We start from the raw sequence: 22077 nt of genomic DNA on the forward strand, positions 1-22077 counted from the left end.
GACTCCTTATCTTTGCATCTTTATGGCTGGGTGAAGGGTGTTGGTGCCATCAGAAAGCTCACCTAACCACGTCATTGAGCCGTGTGTACAAACTGGAAGCGTGATGTCGCCAACGAATTTACCCGAAGATACTCTTTCTAGTATGAATGTGGGTTTTCCCATGTCCATTTCACGGCCTACTAAACTGAGAACCAGTTGGTCTGCACCATTGTCTTTCCAGTTGACTTCGATTTGGGCTGGAATGAGTGGTTGAGCGGTATTCACGCTCAGCGTCATTGAGACATCATCTTGCACGCATGCTTGTGTTGAAAGGAGGCAATATCCATCTAGTGAAGTCAATTCAGGTGGTGAAGAAAAATGTTTGATAAGGGTAGGCGCATAAAAACCCGCTACGAGTGCAGCTGCGATCCCTGCAATTTTTAACACTTTCATTAAGATTCAGTACGTAACACTTAACATTGCTGTATCCTAGCACAGATACAATGGGTGAAAACTTTCCATATTGATAAATTGTGCGCTGAATCCTGCCTAGTGAGATTATTTGGATATAAAAAAGCGGAGCACTTAGCTCCGCTTCAGATTGAATCTCATCGTATTTATTTGTTTGAATCTGCAAACTTTTCTAGGCCAAGCACTAAAGCAATGGCAGCAAGCATCATAATAACGGCGATCACTAATTGCGATGGTTGAGAGGTGATGTGTTCAAACTCAAACGGTGACAGGTTTTGCTGCAGCAACGGGACTTGTTCACCTTTCGAGTTTGTACGCCATGTTAGTGTTTCTTTCCAAGGCCAGATCTTAGGCAGCGTGCCAATCATCAATCCCGTTAGGAACATTAACGTGAGATCACGGAACTTGCGGAGTAACCAAGATAACAGATGAGAGAATGACAACAAGCCACCGACACAGCCAATCAAAAACAGCGCAAGGATATCAATTTCAAAGCCTTTTACTGCGCCTAGCACCGGCGCATACATGCCAATAAGTAGCAAAATAAAGCTGCCTGAGATACCCGGTAGGATCATTGCACAAATCGCGATAGCACCAGCAAGAATGGTGTTAATCGCCGTTGGTTCCATGTGAAGTGGTTTTAGTACCGTGATGCTATAGGCAAAACCAATACCGATTAATAATGCGATAAAACGAACCGCATCGCGCTTTTCAACTTGGCGAATGATGTGGTACACAGAGACCAAAATCAGACCAAAGAAGAATGACCAAATCGGAATTGGGTGGGTGTCTAGAAGCCAGGTAATTAACTTGGCTAATGTGGCGATACTGGTAAAAATGCCAGCAAACAGCGAGATTAGAAAGAAACCATTAATGTGGTTAAACGCTGCTTTAAAGCCGTCTTTTCTCCAGATTCCGAAAAGAGAGGGGTTAATGCGTCGAATACTCTCTAGCAGTGTATCGTAAATACCGGTGATGAATGCGATGGTGCCGCCAGATACACCAGGGACAACATCGGCTGCTCCCATGGCTATCCCTTTTAAAAAAGTGGTTAGATAGTTCATTTCTCAATTACTAAGTCATATCGATGGGAGTGAGTATACAAACATTGCTGTCAAAAAAGTATGAAATCGTTATTTCTTAGTCAATGGGCAAGACCTTTGCGACTAAAGTCATTCTCGTGGGTCATAAACAGAACGAATAATGAAACTTTTTCATTATGAGTAATTTATCATTTATCAATCTAATTTTCGTATTGCAATTGCGATTTGCATTTTGTTTTCGCATATTGCAAATTCTGACTGGTGCAACGTCATTGATATGAGATCTAGTGCCCAAAAATAACACTTTCAATATTGGCATGGTTAATGCATAATTCTTTTCGACCCTTCTTAAGCCGAGGGTCACCTAGCCAACTGACGTTGTTAGTGAATATACATTGTTCACATCATACATAAGCCAATCGCGATTATTGCGATTGGCTATTTTTTTGCCTTTTGTATATTCATGCTATGTTGAGACGTTGCTTTCAAAGCGTATTTTTTGCTCTTGGCACGCGGTTATGATTTGAATAATGATCTGTCGAAAATAAAAGTTACATATATGTAAGATGTTTCTTACCTGTTTTGCAATTTGCACTCTTTTATAAAAAAGGCTGACGCATAACGCCAACCCTTAGTTAAAAGCCATATTTAAAGTAAGGTTATCTGCTTCAGTAAATGGTGGTTTTATCGCGTTTAATAACCCATTAACTGCAACAAATTCTCCGCTGTAACGATCGCTTCTTTACGATTTGCAATATTCAGTTTTTGATACAGGTTGCGAATATGCGTTTTGATCGTGGTTCCCGCGACATCAAGCTCTTGGGCAATCTGCTCGTTACTAAACCCAGAATAAATTAATCCAAGAACTTGCCATTCACGTTGAGTCAGTGGGCTCGTGCGTACTAGCTCTGGTACATTTGGATGGTTAACCAGCTTCTCAATGAAGTCTTCATCAAAGTGAATAGAGCGGCTGCGTTGATTCGATGAGATGTCTTTCATCAATTGCTGTGCACGGTGACGTTCAAGATCGCCAAGATCATGACGCAGACTAAGTTTCTCTAATAAGCTACCAATCGTTGCTCCATCAATTAAGAAGTTGCCGACCATTCCAGTTTGGTTCGTCATCACTAATGCTTCTTTTAGCAGCGCTTTGGCTTGCTCTTCATCTTTTTGACGAGCCGCAAATACCGCTTCTACGACAAGGTTTCGGTTGGTATCGGTAATCAAACTGGTTCGGCGAGCTTCACTTTTCAAAAATGTAAGTGCTTGACGAGCTTCATCGTACTGACCCAAGTTGATGTGAGCGCGCACAATATTGCGCCATTGCAGCTGTTGAAAGTGGTTGCTAGCGGATTCAGGGCGAACGGCAGTGTCTAACCATTCTTGAATGGCTTCGGTATTACCGCGTGCTTGCCAGAATAATATCAATGAAAGGGATGCGTTTGCTGTCCAATCCACGTGGTAAACGGATTGCTTCATCAAATGTTGGATATGTTCGATAAACTTACCTGCTTTGTCCAACTCTCCTCGACCAATTGCAATGCGTGCTAGCATTGAGTAACTGTGTAAATGTTTACTAGGAGAGTGGTTTTCAAGAATTTGTAGTCCCTTGTATGCACATTCTTCCGCTTCATCCAAACGGTTCCAGCACCAGAGCACTTGTGCACGAATACGCAGTAAGAACTCGTGAAGAGGAACATGTTGTAATTGCTGATCTTCGATAAGGCGGAATGCGGAATCTTGCAGTTCGTATGCTGCTTGAACGTAACCTTGCGCAATCATGATTTCGCTTTGTTGCAGAATTGCCCACAGAGCTTGATGGTAAACTTGGTATTGGCGAGCAAGTTTTTCTGTTTGCTGCATCATTGGCAGGGCGCGGTCGAGTTTTCCGAGTACGTGGTTTACTTCACCTACAACAGAGGTCGCGACAATGCGGCTACGATATACGGTGGGATCCAATTGGCTGAGTGCCAGTTCGGCCAATTCCAATGCACGCTCTGGTTGGTTACTGTTGATAGCAACCTGAGCGAGTAGCGCATTCGCTTGACCTTGATAACCTGAATCGAGCTCAATATTGCGTTTTTGATGCTCTTCTTCTGCCTCTGCCAGTAACTCTCCAACTTGATTATAGCGGTGCTGGCTTTGTGCCAACCATGCCCGTAACATGGATAACTTAGGGTGGGTGAATAACAGTTCTCTATCCAGTTGGTTGACCGCTTCTTCGAGGGTTGTCAGCTCACCTTGATTAAACATCTTCCAACCAAATTCGTTTAGAATTTCCACGATCAAGTCGGTATCGCTCGACTTCTGCGCATGGTGAATAGCTTGGTGGGGAGATTTTTGTTTTAGCCAAGCGACCGCTGCATTGCGGTGTAAATCTTTTTCTTGTTGCGGAATGCGGGCTAAACGTTCGTGCGATAAGAACTCACCAAACAAATTGTGGAAGCGGAACCAGTTCTGCTCTCCCTCTAGAGGATAGATAAATAAACCATAACGGTTTAGCGACTCAATCATTCCTAGCGCATCTTCACGTTGAGTTAAAGCGAAGACTAATTCGTCATTAAAGTGATCGAGAACAGACACTTGCATTAAAAAGTGGCGAGTTTCGTTGTCGAGTAAATCAAAGACTTCTTCGACCAAGTAATCCCATAGATGCGCGTGATTGAATTGAGATACAGATTCGACCGTTTGCGCCAGCGTGCGATTTTGATGTTGTGCTTGAAGCGCAATCAGTTGGAGTGCGGATGGCCAACCCTCGACATAGGTGCGTAGATTGTTTGCCATGTCTTCATCGATACCATCGGCGATGCGCTGATTAAAGAAGCGAGTGGTTTCTTCTGTATCGAATGCCAGCATTTCATTGCCGATTTCGATCATTAAATCACGGACACGCAAGTTTGCAGTACCAAGTGGTGGTGCTGCACGACTTGTTACTACCACCGTTAGGTTGTCAGGCATGTGCTTTAAGAAAAATCGCATGGACTCATGAATTTCATCATTGGTGACCAATGGTAATCGTCCAAAACAACATAACATTCGTGTTGAAAGTCGGACATTTCAGCGAAAACTTCGCTAAATAATGAACGTAATGAAGAGAACTGACGCTTTTCGGCAAGCTTTTGTGCATTTGAGCAGCTGTTGTTTGTGGCTTTATTCAATGCTTGAAGTAGGTAGTTTACGAAGCGAAAACCATCGTTATCACTGTCGTCAATACTATACCAGCCCACATTGGGCTTATCTGATAACCATTGAGCTGCCATGGTGGTTTTCCCGTAACCAGCAGGCGAGCGGAATAGCACTAATTTGTAGTAAGGCGCTTGTTGTAGTAAGTCCAATACTCGCGGTCGTACGATTGCATTATGTAGGCGACCTGGGCGAGTCAGTTTAGATGGAATCCACATTATTTATTCTGTCCTTAATTTTTTTGAGCTAGCGAAACTTAAAAAGAGACTCACAAGATTAAATTTATTTTGTGTAAAAAATGTACAGCCACATGAGTCACTTTGGATGTTACGACATCAGAATTGCCTCTTACTTTGATCCACTTCCTAATTCTCAAGAGTTGCTGAAAATGCCACCAACTACGCCCTTTATTTGTGATGTTGGTCACTTTAACGTCGCAAGTATTAATCTGATGTAGATCGAGTTGCACATCTATTACGGAGAATTTATCGATGTTAGAAATTGAAATGTGATCAATGAGACACTTTTTACACAAGATTAAAAAAGGAAAATAAAAAACGTCATGAACAAAATTTAGTCAATCCCAGAGTTCACTGTGATCCGAATCACTAAGAAAAGTGCTCAAAGTAGCCTTGTTGAGATTTGGATCACTAACTTTACACGCTTTCCCCCTCTACGCCCTCCGTCCTCCTCCCACAAAGGATGAGAAATAGGAGGATGTTTATTCACAGTGGGAAATGCAGGATGTATGGCAGATGAATTACTAAATGACGTGAGAATTTCTTAATGAAACCTACTCAACAAAAACAATTTGACAAGAAGTCGTTCCAAGAGAGTGTGAAGAAACATCTATCTGTAACTTATGCACACACGATTGAAAATGCAGACAGCCGCGCATGGTACTTAGCAATGGGTCGCGCACTGGCAGAATTCACGACTTGTGACTTGCTTGCTACAGAAGAAGATCCGCGCATCAAGAATGCGAAAAGTGTTAACTACCTTTCTCTAGAATTCCTTATTGGTCGTTTGACTGGTAACAACCTAATCAGCATGGGTCTTTACGAAGAGATCACTGAAGCAATGGCTGAACTTGGTTACAACCTAACAGACCTCCTAGAAGAAGAACGCGATCCATCATTAGGTAATGGTGGTCTAGGTCGTCTAGCGGCATGTTTCATGGATTCATGTGCAGCGCAAGAATTCCCCACCGTCGGCTACGGTTTGCATTACGAATACGGTCTATTTAAGCAGTCGTTCAAAGACGGTCGCCAACAAGAAGCACCAGACGCGTGGCGCGGTGTTGAGGGTTACCCTTGGGAGATTGCACGTCCAGAACTAGCACAAGAAATCGGTTTCTACGGTCACGTTGAAGTGGTCAACGAGAACGGTAAAGAAGTTCGTAAATGGGTACCAGGCATGTCTGTAAAAGCAATGCCTTGGGATTTGCCTATCGTGGGTTACGAATCAGATACGGTTTACCCTCTGCGTCTTTGGGAATGTCAGGCAATTGCACCATTCTCACTAGCGAGCTTTAACAATGGTGATTACTTCGAAGCGCAACACGCGTTGATCGATGCAGGTAACATCACGAAAGTGCTTTACCCGAACGATAACCACGAAAAAGGTAAAACACTGCGTCTAATGCAGCAGTACTTCCACTCAGCAGCATCGGTACGCGATATCCTACGTCGTCACGAAGCGGCAGGCTACTCGTTAGCGGATCTACCGAAGCAAGAGACTATCCAGCTTAACGATACGCACCCAACAATTGCTATCCCTGAGCTAATGCGCATCCTAATGGATGAAAAAGGTCTGACTTGGGAAGCAGCATGGGAAATCAGCTCTCAGACATTTGCGTACACCAACCACACGCTACTTCCAGAAGCACTAGAGACATGGCCAGAGTCGCTAATCCAGCGTCTACTTCCACGTCACATGGAAATCATCTTTGAAATCAACCACCGCTTTTTACAAGATGTTCGAGCGATGTGGCCTGGGGACGGTGAGAAGCAAGCGAAGCTTTCTATCATTCAAGAAGGTTTCAACCGCATGGTTCGCATGGCTAACCTATGTGTTATCGGCTCTTACGCAGTTAACGGCGTAGCAGCACTTCACTCTGAATTGGTTAAGAAAGACCTATTCCCAGAGTTCCACGAAATGTACCCAACTCGTCTACACAACGTAACGAACGGTATCACGCCACGTCGTTGGTTGAAGTTCTGTAACCCAGGTCTTTCTAAGCTAATCACAGATAAGATCGGTTCTGAGTGGCCAGCAAAACTTGAGCAGTTAGAAGGCATTGCTAAATACGCAACAGACGCAAAATTCCAAAAAGAATTCATGGCTGTTAAGAAAGAAAACAAACAGCGTCTTGCTGATTGGGTTCTAGATAACATGGGTATTGAGCTAGATACTAACGCTATCTTCGACGTTCAAATCAAGCGTCTGCACGAGTACAAGCGTCAGCACCTAGATCTGCTACACATTCTGTCTCTATACCACCGCATCCTGAACGAACCGGGTTTCGAGTGTGAGCCACGCGTATGTTTCTTCGCAGCGAAAGCAGCGCCGGGTTACCACCTAGCGAAAGAAATCATGTTCGCAGTGAACAAGGTTGCAGAGAAGATCAACAACGATCCTCGCATCGGTAACAAACTGAAAGTGGTATTCATCCCTGACTACCGCGTGAGCATGGCTGAGATCATCATCCCTGCAGCAGACGTTTCACAACAAATCTCGCTAGCGGGTAAAGAAGCATCTGGTACAGGTAACATGAAGATGGCTCTTAACGGTGCTCTTACTATCGGTACGATGGATGGCGCGAACGTTGAGATTCGTGAAGAAGTGGGCGACGAGAACATCTACATCTTCGGTCTTGATGTTGAAGGCGTGAAAGCGGTTAAAGCAGCTGGCTACAACCCTTACGACTACTACAACGCAGATCACCTACTGAAAGCGTCTCTAGACCTACTAACAGGTGAAGAGTTTACGCCAGGTCAACCAGGCCTACTACGTGCTACATTCGATAGCCTACTAGATGGCGGTGACCCATACCTATGTCTTGCTGACTTCGCATCTTATGTGAAAGCGCATGAAGAAATGGGCAAACAATACAAAGACCAAGCAGGCTGGGCTAAGAAAGCGATTCTTAACACTGCCCTAGTTGGTAAGTTCACATCAGACCGCTCTATCCGCGACTACGTGAACAACATCTGGAAACTTGAAGCGGTGAAACGCTAATAGAACCCAGTTAAGACCAAGGTAGCCGAGCGCTACCTTTGGTCATTTTCAAAGATTAGTTATTGATAACAATAAAACCCTACATGGAAGGTGTTGGTATTACCTTCGGAGAAAGCGATGAAAGAACAAACAGCACTAAAGAAAGTCGCAGACATGGCGCGATTAGCTGATAGCTACGTCAGCGCGTGGGGAGACGAGGCAAAAGTTTCTGAAGAAACACTGCGCCGCTTGCTCACTTCACTTGGCTACGATACTAGCAGCGATGAGAAGCTATTGGCTTCTGCTGAGAAAAAACATAAGAAAGACGTACTAGCCCCTGTTCTTGTTTTACGCGACGGCGAACCAGTCGAAGTGGAACTAAACCTAGGTACGAGTGCTCGCGAGAGCGAATTTAGCTGGCGTTTAGAAACAGAACAAGGAGAGGTACTTGAAGGCTATCTTCAGTCGCAAATTGTTCGTGATGAACGTGCTGAGGGTGGCCCTCTAGTGTTTGCATTGCCAAAGAACTTGGCATGGGGTTACCACAAACTGATCATCAGCCGTAAGCGTCGCAAGACCCCTTACGAAATGTCGCTGATCATCACACCTAAAGCGTGTTTCAAACAAGAAGACCTAAACCAACACAAAAAGCTATGGGGCCCAAGCATTCAGCTTTACACACTGCGTACTCAACATAACTGGGGTATCGGTGACTTTGGCGACCTTAAGCAGTTGGTAAGCGATATCGCATCTCGTGGCGGTGACTTCATCGGTTTGAACCCTATTCACTCGTTGTTCCCTGCGAATCCAGAAGGTGCAAGCCCATACAGCCCGTCTTCTCGTCGTTGGTTGAACATCATGTATATCGATGTTAGTTCTGTGCCTGAATTCGCACTAAGTGCAGAAGCTCAGCAACGTGTTGGCAGCGCTGAGTTCCAACAGCGTCTGCAAAAAGCACGTGAATCACACTGGGTGAACTACACCGAAGTGTCTGAGCTCAAAATGAGCATTCTTCCGCTGTTATTTAGTGAGTTCAAGGAGCGTCATCTAGACAAGAATACGGATCGTGCTCGTGCGTTCCTAGAGTTCGTTGAGCTTGGCGGCGAAAGCCTACTTCATCAAGCCGCATTTGATGCGCTACATGGTGAATTGCACGCTGAAGATTCAAGCGTTTGGGGTTGGCCAGTATTCCCAGAGAAATTCCGCACGTTCGACTCTGCAGCCACTCAGAAATACATCAAAGACAATGCAGACCGCGTTCACCTTTACATGTACCTACAGTGGATCGCAGACGATCAAATCAAAGAAGCGCAAGCACTAGCGGAAGAAAAAGGCATGTCAGTAGGTTTATACCGTGACCTTGCCGTTGGTGTTGCAGATTCGGGCAGTGAGACGTGGGCCGATGAGGGTAACCTTGTGATGGATGCAAGCATCGGTGCGCCACCAGATATTCTTGGCCCTCTTGGTCAAAACTGGGGTCTACCACCGCTTAACCCACAAGTGCTGCAAGCAACGGGTTACGATGCATACGTTAAGCTACTTCGCGCTAACATGAAGCATTGCGGTGCGCTGCGTATTGACCATGTGCTTGGCCTTTTACGCCTATGGTGGATTCCAAAAGGTGAGAAAGCGACAGAAGGTGCATACCTGTACTACCCAGTAGAAGACATGCTAGCGATTCTAGCACTTGAGTCACACCGTCATCAGTGTTCTGTTATCGGTGAAGATTTGGGGACGGTGCCAGATGAGATCGTAGATATCTTACGTGATGCTGGCGTGCATTCTTACAAGGTATTTTTCTTCGAAACATCAAAAGACGATGGCGGCTTTATTTCTCCTAAGCATTACGCCGAGCAGTCGATGTCTGCATTGTGTACGCATGACATGCCGACCCTACGTGGCTTCTGGCACTGCGATGACTTGAAGATGGGCCGTGAGATCGGTCTATACCCAGATGAGCAGCAACTGGAAGGTCTGTTTAATGACCGTCTTAAGTGTAAGCAAGGCATCCTAGACAGCGTTCGTTGGCACGGTTACTTGCCTGAGAATATTGGTCATGACGCTCAATATGTTCCGATGGACTCTTTCTTGAGTGAAGCGCTTCAACTGCACGTTGCTGCTGGCGATTCTGCTCTGCTCAGCGTTCAGTTAGAAGACTGGCTAGAAATGGAGCAACCAGTCAACATACCAGGTACTGTTGATGAGTATCCAAACTGGCGTCGTAAACTGTCGATGAACCTAGATGAAATCTTCAGCCGTGAAGACGTCAATCGTATTTCAAAACGTTTAACGGAAGTGCGAGCGCAAGCGAGCAAATAAGATGGATTGAGTGACTGAGTATTGGTAAAAATAATGATACTGAGGTGGCAAAGTACAGCCTAGGTCACTCAAAAAATCGGCACAATCCGTTAGGATGGAGTACCGTTATTATGCCCGCAACAATAGCGGGCATTTTTGTTTTTTGACGCGGTTTTATTCATAGAAAAAATAAAACTCAGTCTTTTATGTGAGTTCACAACGTTTGGCTGTGGAAATCCGATGTTCAAAATCCATAAGGAGAATATCGGTGCTAGGGAGAAAGATTTGAAAACTAAGGTAAAGAAGAACCACAAACGCGCCTATGAACTACTCGCTGAGGCGGCTTACTCAGATCCGTTCGCAACATTAGGTCCTTTTGCAAACGACGACACTGGCTCATTGAGAGTTTGGATGCCGGGTGCGGATAAGGTTGAGTTGGTTATTGACGGAGAGCCTCGCGTCGAATTAAATCGCGATGGTGACAGTAGTTTTGTTTTAAAAGAAAAGCGAGATTTACACCTCACACATTACCAATTAGCGGTGGATTGGGATGGCGTAGAACAGCTTGTTGATGACCCGTATCAATACCACAATATTTATCAAGAATACGAGCACCTGCATACGCCAAAAGATATGTACCGCTACATGGGTTCACAATTTGTGACACTTGAACGTGGTGGTAAAAACATCTCTGGTGTTCGTTTCCTTGTTTACGCACCTCATGCTTCTGCAATCAGCCTAGTGGGTAGCTTTAACCAGTGGGATGGTCGTCGCCATCCAATGCAGCGCCTAGACTACGGTATCTGGGGCTTGTTCATTCCTGGTTTGGAAGAGGGCGTACAATACAAATTTGAGCTCAAAGGGCCAAATGGGGAAGGGCTTCCTCATAAACAAGACCCTTGGGGCTTCTACTCAGAGCAATACCCGTCATTTGCGTCGATCACATACGATCACAACCGTTACCAATGGCAAGATGCGAAATGGCAAAACCGTCCAGTGACGCAGAAACGTGATGAAGCTTTGTCTTTCTACGAACTGCACGCCGGCTCTTGGAAGCGCAATCAAGATGGCGATTTCCTAAACTACCGAGAATTGGCCGCTGAGTTAGTCCCTTACCTTGTAGACATGGGCTACACCCACGTTGAGCTTATGCCCGTTTCAGAACATCCGTTCTTTGGATCTTGGGGTTACCAACCAGTAGGTTTGTTTGCGCCGACGAGTCGTTACGGCTCTCCGGATGATTTCAAATTCTTCGTTGATGCGTGTCACCAAGCTGGCTTGGGTGTGGTACTGGATTGGGTACCTGCGCACTTCCCATCGGATGATCATGGCTTAGCGAATTTTGATGGTACGCCACTGTTCCACGATCCAGACCCTCGCCGTGGTTGGCACCAAGACTGGAACTCTTACATCTACGATCTAGGTCGTGAGCATGTGCGCCGTTTCCTTGTGTCTAACGCGCTTTACTGGTTTGAGCAATTCCATATTGATGGTATCCGTGTGGATGCTGTTGCGTCGATGCTCTACCTAGACTACTCACGCAGCCACGATCAGTGGATTCCAAATGCGGACGGCGGTAACGAGAACTACGATGCGATCGCAACGCTGAAGTGGATGAACGAAGAAGTGTACAAGCACTTCCCGAATGCAATGACCATTGCGGAAGAATCGACGGCATTCCCGGGTGTATCTGCGCCAACCTTTATGGGTGGCTTAGGCTTCGGTTTTAAGTGGAATATGGGGTGGATGCACGACAGTCTTTCTTACATCCAAGAAGATCCTATTCATCGCAAATACCACCACAATACCATCACATTCCCGCTTGTTTACGCACACAGCGAGAACTATGTACTGTCGCTATCTCATGATGAAGTGGTGTACGGCAAAGGCTCTATCCATAACAAGATGCCGGGTGATGAGTGGCAACAAACAGCGAACCTACGTGCTTACTTCGGTTACATGTACGGCCAACCGGGTAAGAAGCTGAACTTCATGGGTGCAGAGCTTGGTCAGACCGCAGAATGGAACCATGATGATCAGTTGCAATGGTTCTTGTTGGAGTTTGGTCGTCATAAAGGTGTGCAGACATTGATCCGTGACTTGAACCATTTATACCGCAATGAAGCGGCGATGCATGATCAAGATTGCTTACCAGCTGGCTTTGAGTGGCGCTTACAAGATGAAGCGGATGCGAGCATTCTAGCGCATGAGCGTATCAGTCAAGATGGTGAACGTGTACTGGTGATCAGTAACTTCACGCCAGTGCCGCATGAGCATTTCCGTTTGGGTGTTCCAAAGGAAGGCGAGTATGAACTTCTTCTGAACACCGATGATGCAAAATACGACGGAAGTGGTTTTGAAGTACTGACCAATGTAGTAACGGAAGAAGTGGAGAGTGAATCTCTGCCTCAATCTATTGAATTACGCCTACCGCCACTTTCTACAACTTTTTATAAGTTACTGAAATAAAAATATTTAGTGTGGTTTTAGTTAATATCAAGCCCGCTTTACATTGTAAATCGGGCTTTTTTTGACCAACGGTTGTTAATCATTAGCAAGCGGCATACTCTATACTGCACATATTATTTTATGACATCAGGTTAGCTCGGACTTTGAGAAAGATAAAATCCCTGTTATTCAATATTTTATTAGTGCTACTACTCCTGCCTGTTGCGCTCGTTGGAGTAGCCAAATTTATTGATCCGCCAATTTGGGGTTGGAAGATCAGTCGATGGATTTCACCACCTGCAGGTTACCCTGAAAGCAGTCAGCACGAATGGGTACCGTTGAGCGATATTTCTAAAAACATGCAACTTGCCGTCATTGCGACAGAAGATCAAAAGTTTCCGACACATTATGGTGTTGATTTTGACTCCTTATTTAAGGTGATCGCTGAAGCTGGAGATAATGGTCCATCAAGAGGTGCAAGTACCATCACACAGCAGACGGCGAAGAATGTGTTCCTATTTCCATCTCATTCCTATATTCGTAAAGCCTATGAACTCTACTTTGCGTTGCTAATGGAAGCGATGTGGGGGAAAGAACGTATTTTAGAAGTGTATTTAAACGTAGTGGAGTTTGGACCAGGAATTTATGGGGCAGAAGCAGCGGCCCAAAATTACTTCGGTATTTCGGCTAAGCGATTATCTGCTCGTCAAGCGGCGCGTTTAGCGGTGGTGTTGCCAAACCCCTATCGAATCAAGGTGTACCCACAAACCTCTTATACGATAAACCGTGTCAATTGGGCGATGAGACAAATGCGTAACCTTGGCACGGTCCAACTTTAAGTTTCTAAGTTTCTAAGCTTCTAAGTTTTGAGCTTTAAACTTTAAAAATCAGATTCTTGTAAATAGAACTACGCCCCAATAAAAGTAAATTGTGAACCGTCACAAGCTTTGGGGCGTAGCCTTTTAGAATGATGTGCTCAGTTTTTCATCCATTTACTATTAGTGTGAATAAAACTACAACACGAATACTGCGCCTATGCGCAACCAATGGACTGAACGATGAAACTGAATCTGATAACGACGACCTTATTGCTTGCATCGGCAAGTGCCATCGCCGAGCCAAATATTACCATTTCTACCACAACCAACAGCCGTGACTTTCCTTTAAGTGCAGAGCAGCCTTTGGTTGTGCCATTAACCAAAGACGGATACACGCTCAAAATCACGGGTGTTGAAGGCGACTGTGTCGCGCCCGATGGTCAGAAAGTGAAATTCAACAAACCTATCGCGCTGCACTGTGGAAAGCCAACAGAACTGCCGTTAAAAATCCGTTTTACTGGTGATTACTCTTTTGCTTTTGATGCGGAAGCGAAAACACTGCGCTTCAAGCGTGAACCGAAGAAAGCCGCCAAGACTGAATTCAAGCGTCCTATTCCACAAGTACAATGTGAAGTGTACCAAGGTGGGGAAGTCACTATCGCTCTAGGTAATAGCTTCCCTGATGGCACCAAGTTACGTGATGCTTACTCTGGTCAGATGGTGGAAGTAAAAGATCAGCAAGTATCACTGACGCCAAGTAAAGAATCCGGCGGCTTAGTGCTGCTAGAGCCGGTGAAGAAAACCAAAGAAGCGGTACCGTTCGACTACCGCAATGCCAATATTTACTTTGTGATGGTCGACCGTTTCAACAATGCCGATACGAGCAATGACAATAGCTATGGGCGTAAGAAAGATGGCAAAGAAGAGATCGGTACCTTCCACGGTGGTGATCTAAAAGGTGTAATCGAAAAGCTAGATTACATCAAGAGCCTAGGTACAGACGCCATTTGGTTATCACCCATTGTTGAGCAAGTGCATGGTTTTGTGGGTGGCGGCGACAGCGGTTCATTCCCATTTTACGCTTACCACGGTTACTGGACGCGTGATTTCACCAAGATTGATGAAAACTTCGGCAACGAAAACGATCTAAAAATGCTGGTGGAAGAGGCGCACAAACGTGGTCTTAAAGTCCTGATGGATGCGGTTGTTAACCATACTGGTTACGCAACCTTGGCGGATTTACAGTTTGACGGCATTGAAGTGTTAAAGCCAAGCGCTGACTTGCCTAAGCAATGGCGCGACTGGCAACCCAAAACAGGTGAGAACTGGCATAGTTACCACCAGAATATCGATTACCAGAGTCCAAACTGGGCAAAATGGTGGGGCGGTGATTGGGTAAGAACCGGTTTACCGGGCTACCCTGCACCAGGCAGCAGCGATATCACCACGTCATTGGCGGGTTTGCCTGACTTTATCACTGAATCAGACAAAGCCGTAAAACCAGCGCAATGGCTATTGGATAACCCGGGCACTCGCGTAGAGGCGCGTGACAATTACACCGTTTCCGATTACTTAATTGAGTGGCAAACTGACTGGGTGAAACGCTTTGGTATTGATGGCTATCGTGTTGATACAGTGAAGCACGTTGAAAGTGATGTCTGGAAGCGTTTAAAAGAAAAGGCATCAAACAGTCTTGAGCATTGGCGTAAAGAGAACGGCAAATCGGGTCAGCCATTCTGGATGATGGGCGAAGTGTGGGGACATACCGCTTATCGCAGCCCTTACTTTGACGATGGCTTTGATGCCTTGATTAACTTCGACATGCAGAAAAAGTTAGACAAAGGCGCGGCGTGTTTCAGCCAAATGGCAGACACCTATGAAAGCTACGCAAACACAATTGCTAACGAGAAAGACTTTAACCCTGTGAGTTACATGTCTTCCCACGACACCGAGCTGTTCTTCTCTCGTTTCAAAGATTACGGCATGCAGCGTAACGCAGCTAACGCACTGCTTCTAAGCCCAGGGGCTGTTCAGGTTTACTACGGTGATGAGGTGGGACGCAACATTGGTCCTTACGCGGACGATTTCCACCAAGGCACGCGTTCTGACATGGTTTGGAAACTATCGGATGAGAAACAAGCATTGCTCAAGCATTGGCAGACATTAGGTCAATTCCGCCAATCGCACCCAGCGATAGGTGCGGGTATACATCAAGTCATTGAACAAGAGAATGCGTATGTGTTTTCGCGTTCGTTAGGGAATGATAAAGTCGTAGTCGCGTTTGTAGGGCGGGACAAATAGCGTTGCGTAAGCGTTTATATTTTGTTTAAACACCGCTCATGAGCCTTTCTTTGGTCCTCCCAGGAAAGGCTCTTTTATTTTTAGGCTATTTCACGAAATAAACGATGTTCACGAAATAAACGATGGAGGTGAGATTTTGAACAAAATATCATCGTTTCAGGTTTTTTATCCATCCATTAAAATCGCGTTTAAACAATAAGATATGCGTATACGTTTTGTTTCTATTACGGTGTGAATAATGTGCTTCAGTCATATTTTACCAACAATTAATGGTGTAATTTAACGTATTGAATGGTGCATTCGTTTTAGATAAATGCGCTTTGTTGTCGTAATAAATATTTATTATCTTTTAAATGTGATTCAAATCATAAAATAAAACTTCATAACTGAGTGAGGGAGTTGTTCGGCAAACGGATTGATTTCGATCATCTCTCTAGCACGTACTTCAAGGGATCATCTATGTGTTCTGTTCCACATATATAGGTGAATTTATGACAAACCCTGTTCAATCTGAACGCAAGGTGACGATCGGGTGCTACATTGCACTTGCGTTTGCTGTTGTGTTCTTCTCTGGTCTTATGCAATCGAACGAATGGTACGGTGTATTTGACTTTACGACTCTTAATGGCTCTTTTGGTAAAGTTGCGTACGGCGTAACGGAAGGTGCGGATGGTGCAGTACAAGCGGCGACGACGTCATTCCGTGGTACTGGTGGTAGCGGTGCTCGTGACGGTTTCATTTTTGCGCTTACTTTGATCCCAACCGTTATGTTCGCGCTAGGTATGATCAACGTTCTTGAGCACTACGGTGCGCTTGAAGCGGCTCGTAAACTTCTAACGCCTCTGCTACGTCCTCTAATGGGTATCCCTGGTAACTCTGGTCTCGCTTTGATTGCTTCTTTACAAAGTACCGATGCAGGTGCGGCGATGACGCGTCAGTTAAAAGATGAAGGTCACCTAACGAAACGCGAAACTGACGTATTCACGATGTTCCAGTTTACGGCGGGCGCAACCATCGTTAACTTCTTCTCATCAGGTGCAGTACTGTTTACGCTAACGATGGCAGACGGCTCTCTAGCGGTCACGTCTTCCATTGGTTTGGCGGTTGTGGTGATGTTCGCATTCAAGATCATCGGTGCAAACCTATTCCGTATTTACCTAAACATCACAGAAGGTAAAGAAGATAAACAAGACCAAAACAAATCTGAGAACCTAAAAGAGGAGACGGCATAATGGGTGACGTTAAAGCGAAAAAACCAATGGTGACGGATATCTTCGTCGAAGGTGCTAAGAAAGGCTGGGTAATTGCGACTACCTCTACGGTTCCTAACGTATTGATGGCGTTCGTTATCATCAAAGCACTGCAAATCACTGGCGCGCTGGATCTGATGGGTACTGTGTTCTCTCCAATTATGGCGGTGTTTGGTCTTCCGGGTGAAGCGGCAGCGGTACTGATCGGTGCGTGGATGTCGATGGGCGGTGCGGTTGGCGTAGTGATCACGCTGTTTGACCAAGGCATCCTGAACGGCACGCATATTGCGATTCTTGCGCCTGCTATCTACTTAATGGGCTCTCAAGTTCAGTACATGGGTCGTATCATGGGTCCTATCGGTACTGAAGGTCGTTACATCCCAGTTATGATTGCAATCTCAGTATTGAACGCGTTTGGCGCAATGCTGGTGATGAATCTTTTTGTCTAGGAGTGAGTTATGCAATTCTCTCTAAATGAATATCTAGAAGAGCTACGCCCACTCATTAACGTTGATTGTGGTACTTACACAACGGACGGTATTGAGTTTATTGCTTCTCAATTTGAAGAGAAGTATGAAGCGATGTCTGGTTGGAGCGTAAAGCGCATCGACTGTGGCAAAGCGGGTGTCGGTCTTGAAGTTCGTAACAAGCCGGAAGCTGAGCACATCGACGTAATGCTGATCGGTCACATGGATACGGTCTTCCCTGTCGGTACGGCAGAGCTGCGCCCAATGTCTCAAGATGCTGAGAAAGCGTACGGTCCGGGTGTGTCGGATATGAAGTCTGGCTTGCTTAACATCGTGTATGCGATGCGCAATCTAAACCAATCGGTGTTGGATAAGTTGTCTATTGCTGTCTGTATGAACCCAGATGAAGAGACAGGATCTTTGGATTCTGTTGACTGGATTCAATCGGTAGCAAAAGACGCGAAGAACGTGTTGGTTTGTGAAGCGGCGCGCGCGGACGGCGGTCTAGTGAAAGCACGCAAAGGCATGGCGTGTTACAAAATCACTTTTAATGGTGTTGCTGCACACGCAGGTAACGAACCAGAGAATGGTCGCAGTGCAATCACAGAGATGGCGAACTGGATTTTGGCAATCAATGCGATGACCAATTTTGAATCTGGTACAACACTCAATGTTGGTGTCGTTTCTGGCGGCAATGGCGCAAATATTGTTCCTGAACAGGCGGAAGCGATTGTTGATGTGCGCTTTTGGAGCAATGAAGAGTACGATGATGTCGACAGTAAGCTAAATGGTTTGGTTACTACGCCGTTTGTTGATGGTGTCAGTATCAGTTTGACTCGTGAAGCGTATAAGCCATCTATGATCCCTAGCTCAAAAACAGACAGTTTGATGGCTTTGGTAGAAGAAACCGCTCAAGAGCTTTCGATTGACATCAAATGGCATGAAGTTGGCGGTGGTTCAGATGCAAACAACACGGCGATTCTAGGCGTACCAACGCTAGATGGTTTAGGTCCAATTGGCGCAGGTTTCCACAGTGACCAAGAGTACTTGTTGCTTGAATCCATTGAACCGCGCATCAAAATGCTGATGCGTGTGCTAGAGAAGATGGCTCAATAAGTTTATTAGTTAAAACTAGATTATTAGTTAAAACTAGATAAGTGGTTTAGCTCAAAGCTTGGCTCTCTAAAAGGTAATCCCCAAACTTCGGTTTGGGGATTTTTCTTTTTAGCCTATTAAATTTCTTTTTTCGTTATCAGCGTTCATTATTAATCTTACGTTCAGATTTACTTATATAATATGTTTGCCACAGTCATAAATTTCGGAGACAACAATGACAACCAATGTGTCTTTACCGTCGACGCCTAATGACGCCATTGACCAAACGATGAAAGCGCCAGATGAGAAGACGTTCTGGCGTAAAATGAAAAATTCCGTTAAGAAAGCCGGTGAAGAAATTGCCGTGATGGGTATTAAGTCTTGGCTTGCAATGACGGACTCTAAAACGGCGACGCGACACAAAGCCATTCTCGGTGGCGCTTTGGCTTACTTTGTGTTACCGACCGATATGGTGCCAGATATGCTAGCGGGCGTTGGCTTTACCGATGATATGGCCGCTCTGACTTTAGCGGCGAATTCGGTTGGAAATGCGATCACTGAAGAGCATGAAGAACAAGCGAGAGAAAAGCTGACTTCGATGACGGAGTAGGGTTGTTATCTATTTTAAAGCGTCCCCAACCCCCAATGTTTCAAAGAACCAATGTCTCAAAAAACACGGTCTCAAAAAACACGGTCTCAGAAAACCAAGGTGTCAAAAAATCAAAGTGTACCGAGACACAAAAACAACAAAAGCCCCGATGTTTCCATTGGGGCTTTCATTTAGACAGGATATTTGAGTCGCTTAACTTTGAGCTTGAGCCCGTTTCCAGTGCACCTCTTCTTCTGCGACACCCGCCGCAGGGTCGTTGAAGCGCGCTTCATCCAATGCGCCCTCCGATTTAGCAACAATGATGGTCACCGCGCTATCACCGGTGATGTTCACCGCAGTACGAATCATATCAAGAAGACGGTCAACACCCATGATAAGGGCAATGCCCTCAAGTGGTAGACCAACTTGGTTCAATACCATTGCTAGCATTACTAGACCTACACCAGGAACACCTGCGGTACCGATAGACGCCAATGTTGCCGTCATGATAACCATTAGGTAGTCACCCATAGTTAGGTCGATGTTGAATGCCTGTGCGATGAACGCTGTCGCCACACCTTGCATGATCGCCGTACCGTCCATGTTCACGGTTGCGCCTAGAGGCACTGTGAACGATGATACGCGGTTCTCAACACCCATGCGGTGCTTAGCTGTTTCCATTGTCACTGGAATGGTCGCGTTCGATGATGCCGTAGAGAAAGCAAACATGATTGCGTCTTCCATCTTACGTAGGAACGTAATTGGGTTTAGACCAGTGAAGCCTTTTAGCATCAAGCTGTAAGTCACAAGACCATGCAGCAACAGCGTACCTGCTAGTACAACGAAGTATTCAGCAAGGTTTAAGATTGCGCTTAGGCCAAGGCCTGTAAACAGCTTCGCCATTAGGAAGAACACACCGTAAGGTGCTAGGTTCATCAGAATCGCAACCAATTTCATGATCACTTCATTCAGATCAGAGAAGAATGCAGCGATACGTTCGCCTGGCTTACCAGCGGCACTGATCGCGATACCGAATAGGACGGCGAACACGATCACTTGCAGAGTTTTACCTTCTGCCATTGCGCTGATTGGGTTCGTCGGGAACATATCAATGATCACTTGACCCAAAGATGGTGCTTCTGCTGATTTGAATGAACTTGCTGCGGTGAGGTCTGCACCAGCGCCAGGCTGGAATAGCGTACCCATAGTTAGAGCAAGTGTGATTGCGATAGCGGTTGTTGCTACGTAGAAAGCAAGGGTTTTACCACCCATGCGACCCAGTGTAGACAGGTCTTTTAGAGAGCTGGTACCACACACTAGTGAAACAAACACCAGCGGTACCACAAGCATTTTTAAGCTGGCAACGAAGATCTGTCCACCAACTTCGAATAATCCATTAACAATGTATGCGTCGACAAATCCGTTGTCGGCGAAAAGTGTGCGTATTGCAAATCCTGTCAAGATACCCGCGACCATACCCAAAATTACGCGGCTGGTGAGCGACATCGGTTTCTTGGTATTCATGAGAACACTCCTTATAGTTATGCACCTTAAGTTCACTTCAAGGCGGCGAGCAGGTTAGCAGCGGAGTGAAAAAATGCGAAAGAATAATCCTCTGAATGATCTTTAGATGTGAGAGCGGTCACTTTTTATTTTGGTATTTTAACGTTTTTGCAACTGCGTTGGCGGGATTAACATCCAAATGATAACAATTTGGTGGAATATACAACCAGTAGAAATGTTTTATTACATTTGTGATGAGTAACCAACGTATTGCATACCAAAATAAATGACGATGCCTAGTGCATAAATAAGCGTCGTTTATTCAATATTGATGCTGATTATTTTAGCGTTGGGCGTGCTTTATCATCCATTGAACGGGCGAAATCAGCCAATGTTTGAAAATCATCTGGGGTCCAAATGGTTTGAGATCTCATCGGTTTAGGTAATGAAGAAAACGCTTTTTCTTGTCGATTGGCAATAAACTCTACGTTCATCCACTGTTCAATGGGTTGCTGATCATCAAAGTATGCTGATAATGACAACGCATGATTGGCTCCTGGGTAATTCGGAGTTAAGTCGAGCGCTAAATGATAATCGCGGAATCGTACCACCCATTTATCAGGTAAACGCCTTGAGCTGTCCCACCATGTTCCATCCAGCTGCTGAATTCTTTTTTTTGGTAATGCTTCTCGGTTGTGCTTTCAGATCGTTAAGCGCACGCTGAAATGCCGTATCCATCGCTTTAGAAAATGCTTTTTGATTAAGGTCTGGATTTTTTATCAAAACTTGCTTTGCGAGTGTCGCCCCCAGCATATTGGAATAGAGATCTTCCGAAGAAAACGCCGATGCCAATTCTTTAAAGCCACTGACGGAAACCATACCAAACCATTGGGCAATCTCATGCCATTGTGCAAAACGAAACGCAGTTAGCGCCGCTGCTTGAGCGCTGCGCTTAATTTGTTCTTGCTCTGACAACTTGACGTTTTGGTGATACCAATGAATTCTGCGCACGCGCAATTCTGCGGGTAAATCTAAGTGCGCAGCTCGACCTAGATAATGTCGATTCAACTGAAATAGGTAATAGGTGTAGTCGGCGGTATCACGCACATGTGCAGTATCAATAAAACCACCGAGATCGGTAAAGATAATGCCATTAGCTTCTTCGTTGAAGCCTAGAAGGCTACCAGATACGGATGCACTACCATCGTTGTAGTGGTGAGTGCCCACTTCATTGCTTGATAATACATTCTCAAGTGAGAAAAATGGGACAGGCACGCTTCCTAGTTGGGCTTTGAGATCAACACCGAAAGCACAGCATGGCCGAACACCAACAGGTGCTTTCAATTCTTGTGCTTGGATGAATCCACTACAAAGGCTTAGTAGTAATAGTGCTGTTTTTTTCAAACCCTACTC

12 protein-coding genes and 2 pseudogenes are annotated in these 22077 nt (G+C 45.3%); 9 read left to right on the forward strand and 5 right to left on the reverse strand.

Going from position 1 to position 22077, the window contains the following annotated elements; all coding sequences use genetic code 11:
* Window positions 1-6: 6 nt before the first annotated feature.
* From KHN78_RS20140 to malT, 3 genes and pseudogenes are all read right to left on the reverse strand, one after another.
* Window positions 7-432 carry a hypothetical protein gene (locus KHN78_RS20140; protein WP_211918482.1) on the reverse strand — a complete coding sequence of 142 codons (426 nt, stop codon included), beginning with the start codon at window positions 430-432 and terminating at the stop codon, window positions 7-9.
* Window positions 433-596: 164 nt separating this feature from the next.
* Window positions 597-1514, reverse strand: a complete 918-nt coding sequence (locus KHN78_RS20145) for a DUF368 domain-containing protein (protein ID WP_211918484.1) — start codon at window positions 1512-1514, stop codon at window positions 597-599.
* A 672-nt stretch (window positions 1515-2186) separates the two neighbouring features.
* Window positions 2187-4894: pseudogene (malT, locus tag KHN78_RS20150) on the reverse strand (HTH-type transcriptional regulator MalT).
* A 568-nt stretch (window positions 4895-5462) separates the two neighbouring features.
* Here malT and KHN78_RS20155 point away from each other — a divergent pair.
* The 9 genes from KHN78_RS20155 (at window position 5463) to KHN78_RS20195 (ending at window position 19182) form a co-directional block, all read left to right on the forward strand.
* Window positions 5463-7916: a glycogen/starch/alpha-glucan phosphorylase gene (locus tag KHN78_RS20155; RefSeq protein WP_211918486.1), complete on the forward strand. Its 2454-nt coding sequence runs from the start codon at window positions 5463-5465 to the stop codon at window positions 7914-7916.
* 117 nt (window positions 7917-8033) lie between these two features.
* Window positions 8034-10214, forward strand: coding sequence for a 4-alpha-glucanotransferase (gene malQ / locus KHN78_RS20160; protein WP_211918488.1), 2181 nt, complete (start codon window positions 8034-8036; stop codon window positions 10212-10214).
* Between the two features lie 219 nt (window positions 10215-10433).
* Complete coding sequence (gene glgB / locus KHN78_RS20165) at window positions 10434-12662, forward strand: 1,4-alpha-glucan branching protein GlgB (protein ID WP_211918490.1); 2229 nt, start codon at window positions 10434-10436, stop codon at window positions 12660-12662.
* A 143-nt stretch (window positions 12663-12805) separates the two neighbouring features.
* Entirely contained in the window at window positions 12806-13480 is a 675-nt protein-coding gene (mtgA, locus tag KHN78_RS20170; RefSeq protein WP_211918492.1) for a monofunctional biosynthetic peptidoglycan transglycosylase, read from the forward strand.
* A 219-nt stretch (window positions 13481-13699) separates the two neighbouring features.
* On the forward strand, window positions 13700-15760 hold the full coding sequence (locus KHN78_RS20175) for an alpha-amylase (protein ID WP_211918493.1): 2061 nt from the start codon (window positions 13700-13702) through the stop codon (window positions 15758-15760).
* Between the two features lie 491 nt (window positions 15761-16251).
* A complete protein-coding gene (locus KHN78_RS20180; protein ID WP_128813384.1) occupies window positions 16252-16992 on the forward strand; it encodes a nucleoside recognition domain-containing protein in 741 nt (246 codons plus the stop codon).
* Window positions 16992-17459 carry a YjiG family protein gene (locus KHN78_RS20185; RefSeq protein ID WP_005374849.1) on the forward strand — a complete coding sequence of 156 codons (468 nt, stop codon included), beginning with the start codon at window positions 16992-16994 and terminating at the stop codon, window positions 17457-17459. The genes KHN78_RS20180 and KHN78_RS20185 overlap by 1 nt, the downstream gene beginning before the upstream one ends.
* 9 nt (window positions 17460-17468) lie before the next feature.
* On the forward strand, window positions 17469-18593 hold the full coding sequence (locus tag KHN78_RS20190) for a M20 family metallopeptidase (protein WP_211918495.1): 1125 nt from the start codon (window positions 17469-17471) through the stop codon (window positions 18591-18593).
* 214 nt (window positions 18594-18807) lie between these two features.
* Window positions 18808-19182, forward strand: coding sequence for a YkvA family protein (locus tag KHN78_RS20195; protein ID WP_211918497.1), 375 nt, complete (start codon window positions 18808-18810; stop codon window positions 19180-19182).
* Between the two features lie 192 nt (window positions 19183-19374).
* On the opposite strand, the gene KHN78_RS20200 is transcribed toward KHN78_RS20195, so the two are convergent.
* Window positions 19375-20685: a dicarboxylate/amino acid:cation symporter gene (locus KHN78_RS20200; protein WP_211918498.1), complete on the reverse strand. Its 1311-nt coding sequence runs from the start codon at window positions 20683-20685 to the stop codon at window positions 19375-19377.
* 317 nt (window positions 20686-21002) lie between these two features.
* Window positions 21003-22068: pseudogene (locus KHN78_RS20205) on the reverse strand (DUF4056 domain-containing protein).
* Window positions 22069-22077: the final 9 nt, after the last annotated feature.

Origin of the sequence: Vibrio sp. B1REV9 (assembly GCF_905175395.2) — a bacterium.
Classification (GTDB): domain Bacteria; phylum Pseudomonadota; class Gammaproteobacteria; order Enterobacterales; family Vibrionaceae; genus Vibrio; species Vibrio alfacsensis.